Here is a 3208-nt window from a genome sequence, read left to right as displayed (position 1 = left end):
CTCCGGCAGTTCGCCGAGCGCGGCGATCGTGGTCACGCACGCGCCGTCCGGCACCGGCGGCAGCAGGCTGCGCCGGGCCTGCAGCCAGACGGCGGCGAGCCCCGCGTGCAGCGCGCCCTGCACGTCGCCGTGCCAGTCGTCACCGACCATCGCCACCGCCTCGGCCGGCAGGTCGAGCCCGGCGAGGCAGGCGCCGTAGAAGGCGCGGGCCGGTTTGGCGAGGCCGAGTTCGCGGGCGCAGAAGATCTGTTCGAGCGCCGCCGACAGCCCGCAGCGCGCCAGCGCGGCGCGGATGTCGGCGGGACCGGAGTCGGCGGCGTTGGTCGCGAGCGCCAGCCGCAGGCCCTGCGCGCGCAGCGCTTCGAGCGCTTCGAGCGCGCCGGGCAGCGCCTCGACGTGCGGCCAGTCGCGCATCGGCCCGTGCTGGCCGGGCAGGTCGCGCATCAGCGTGTTGCCCCAGTCGAACAGCACCGCCCGGATTCTCGTCATCGCCCGTCGCCCCGCCCTGCCGATCCCGATCCGGCAGGGAAAATTCCCCGCCTTTACCCGCGTACCCGCGGGGACGGGCGCAAGTTCAGCCCGGCCCCGTCACGCCCCGGCTCGCCGTGCCGATCCGCTGACCCGCGCCGTGATGCCGGGGCTTCTGCATCGGCATCAGCGCGGTCCGCGGTTGGCGAGCCACACGGCGCCGGCCACCAGCGCCATGCCGAGGATAGCCACGGCCCCGAGGCGTTCGCCGAACATCGCCCAGGCCATCAGCGCCGTCACCGGCGGCGTCAGGTAGAACAGGCTGCCGACGCGCGCGACCTCGCCGCGGCGGATCAGCGTATACAGCAGCCCGACCGCGCCGACCGACAGCACCAGCACCAGCCAGCCGAGCGCGAAGGCGAAGGCCGGCGTCCAGTCGACGATGCGCGTCTCGAAGGCGAAGGCCAGGGCGCCGAGCGCGAGCGCCGAGGCGCCGTACTGCACGACGCCGCCGGTGCGCAGGTCCATGCCGCCGCAGTGGCGCTTCTGCCAGACGGTGCCGAAGGTGATGGTCAGCAGCGCCAGGAGCGCCGAGGCGATGCCGGCCGGCGTGATCTGCCCGCCGGCCGCGTGCTCGCGCCCGGCGAGCACCAGCACGATGCCGATCAGACCGAGCCCGAGCCCCGCCCACTGCGCGCGCGTGACCCGCTCCCCGAGCAGCGGCCCGGCGAGCGCGGCGGTCAGCAGCGGCTGGAAGCCGACGATCAGCGCGGTGATGCCGGCCGGCAGGCCGGTGCCGATCGCGTAGAACACGCCGCCGAGATAACCGGCCTGATTCAGCAGCCCGGCGAGCGCGATGCGCGCCGCCTCGGCCGGTGTGCGCGGCCACGGCGCGGCGGTCGCGAAGGCGAGCACGGCGAGCAGCGCGGTGGCGATCAGCATGCGGATGGCGAGGAAGGTGAACGGCTCGGCGTGCGGCAGCCCGAGCTTGGCGCCGATGAAGCCGGTGCTCCACAGCAGCACGAACAGCGCGGGCATCGCCGCGACGAAGGCGCGATGCGCCGGGGATGCGGACGGGGGAAACATGCGGGAATCCGGCGGGAGGAACGGGGGCGCGCAGCTTAGCCGAGCCCTCCCCGGCCCGGCCCTGCGCCGGCTGCATCGCCGGCATGCAGGGCTTACAGGCCGCCGGACGCGCGGCGCGGGGCTCAGGCTGCGGCGAGTTCGTCCGCCACGCGCACGATGCACTCGCGCAGTTCGAGGTCCGCCAGCCAGCGCGCCGGGATCGCGGCCATGCCGAGCGCGGCGCCGAGCAGGTTGCCGGTCAGCGAGCCGGTGCTGTCGCTGTCGCCGTCGTGGTTGATCGCAAGCAGCAGCGCCGATTCGAGATCGGGCGCGACCAGTGCGCACCAGAGCGCGATCGCCAGCGCTTCCTCGGCGACCCAGCCGCCGCCGAGCTGCATCAGGCGCTCGGGCGTGGCCGGGCCGCCGGCCTCGGCGAGCGCCCGGGCCTGGAGCAGTGCGGCCGTGGTTTCCTCGTGGCCGGGTTCGCCGGCGAGGCGATCGAGCGTCACGGCGAGCGCGTCGCGCAGGGCTTCGCCGTCGAGCAGCCGGCGCACCAGCAGCGCGAAGGCCGCGGCGGCGAGGTAGCCGCTCGGGTGGTTGTGGGTCAGGCGCGCAGCGGCCGAGGCAAGCGCGAACGGGTCCCCGACGCGGCGGCAGAGGCCGATCGGTGCGACGCGCATGACCCCGCCGCAGCCCTTGCTGTTGTTGTCGGCCCGCTCGCCGAGGCCGCGCCCGGGGTTTGCGAGTGCCGACAGGCAGGTATGGCCGGGGGCGCGCGTCGCCCAGAGTGCCGCTTCGGCGAGCAGGCCGCTCTCGCGCCCGGCGCCGGGAAACGGCGTGCGCTGCGTGCGCAGCCAGCGGCGGTAGGCAGCGTCGATCGCGCTGCCCGGGGCGCTGTCGGGCGCCCGCAGCGCTTCGAGCAGGCCCTCGGCCGTGAACAGCGTCATCTGCGTGTCGTCGGTGACCGCGCCGCGACGGCCGTAGGCCGGCACGTAGTCGCGCAGGCCGTGGACGCCGTGGCGGGCGCGGATGCGGCCGATCGTATGGAATTCGACCGGTGCGCCGAGCGCATCGCCGATGGCGCCGGCGAGCAGGCTGGCGCGGATGCGGTCGGTCACGGGGTCATCGCTCAGGATGTCCATGGGCGCAGGGTTCCTCGGGCAGGTCATCGATGTGCGGCAGTCTGCACGTTCCTCGCAGCAGAAACGGCCATGTCCGTCGCTGGGGTGCGGCTTGTTTCCATGCTGTCCCGTGCCGCGTCCCCTGCATAGACCGCGGCCATGCGCCGGACCGTTGCCGCCATTTCCTCACGCAGCCTGTCCGGCCCCAGCACCGTGATGCGATCGCCGAAACCGAGCAGCCACCAGCGCAGGCGCATCGTGTCGGCAACGCGCGCGCGCAGGACAAATTCATGGTCGCCGGCCGCTTCCAGCTGCTGATCCGGCGCCAGCGGCCGTTCGCGCAGCAGCACCTCCAGCTCGCGGGAGAGGACGGCGTGCAGTTCGATGTCATCGCCGAGCGGCAGATCGAAATCGCGCTGCGCCAGCCATGCATCGAGATCGAATCCCGGCAGCCGGCGCGCCGGCTCATCGAGCACGTGCGCGGTCTGGATGCGCTGCAGGGCCAGAGAGCGCGGGTCCTGGTAATCGCCGAACACCACGACGAGATACGCAAG

At 74.0% G+C, this 3208-nt stretch carries 4 protein-coding genes; all 4 read right to left on the bottom strand.

Annotated elements, in window-relative coordinates:
- On the bottom strand, positions 1 to 489 hold a 489-nt coding region (locus tag PKE44_RS17040), incomplete at its 3' end, for an HAD family hydrolase (RefSeq protein ID WP_324553653.1).
- Positions 490 to 654: 165 nt separating this feature from the next.
- Positions 655 to 1554 carry a DMT family transporter gene (locus PKE44_RS17035; protein ID WP_324553650.1) on the bottom strand — a complete coding sequence of 300 codons (900 nt, stop codon included), beginning with the start codon at positions 1552 to 1554 and terminating at the stop codon, positions 655 to 657.
- Between the two features lie 122 nt (positions 1555 to 1676).
- A complete protein-coding gene (locus tag PKE44_RS17030; RefSeq protein ID WP_324553648.1) occupies positions 1677 to 2675 on the bottom strand; it encodes an ADP-ribosylglycohydrolase family protein in 999 nt (332 codons plus the stop codon).
- Positions 2676 to 2698: 23 nt separating this feature from the next.
- Positions 2699 to 3193 carry a WYL domain-containing protein gene (locus tag PKE44_RS17025; protein WP_324553646.1) on the bottom strand — a complete coding sequence of 165 codons (495 nt, stop codon included), beginning with the start codon at positions 3191 to 3193 and terminating at the stop codon, positions 2699 to 2701.
- Between the last annotated feature and the right edge of the window lie 15 nt (positions 3194 to 3208).

The organism is Plasticicumulans sp. (genome assembly GCF_035331805.1).
In the GTDB taxonomy this organism is placed as follows: Bacteria; Pseudomonadota; Gammaproteobacteria; order Competibacterales; family Competibacteraceae; genus Plasticicumulans.
This window is presented reverse-complemented; position numbering and strand designations above follow the sequence as displayed.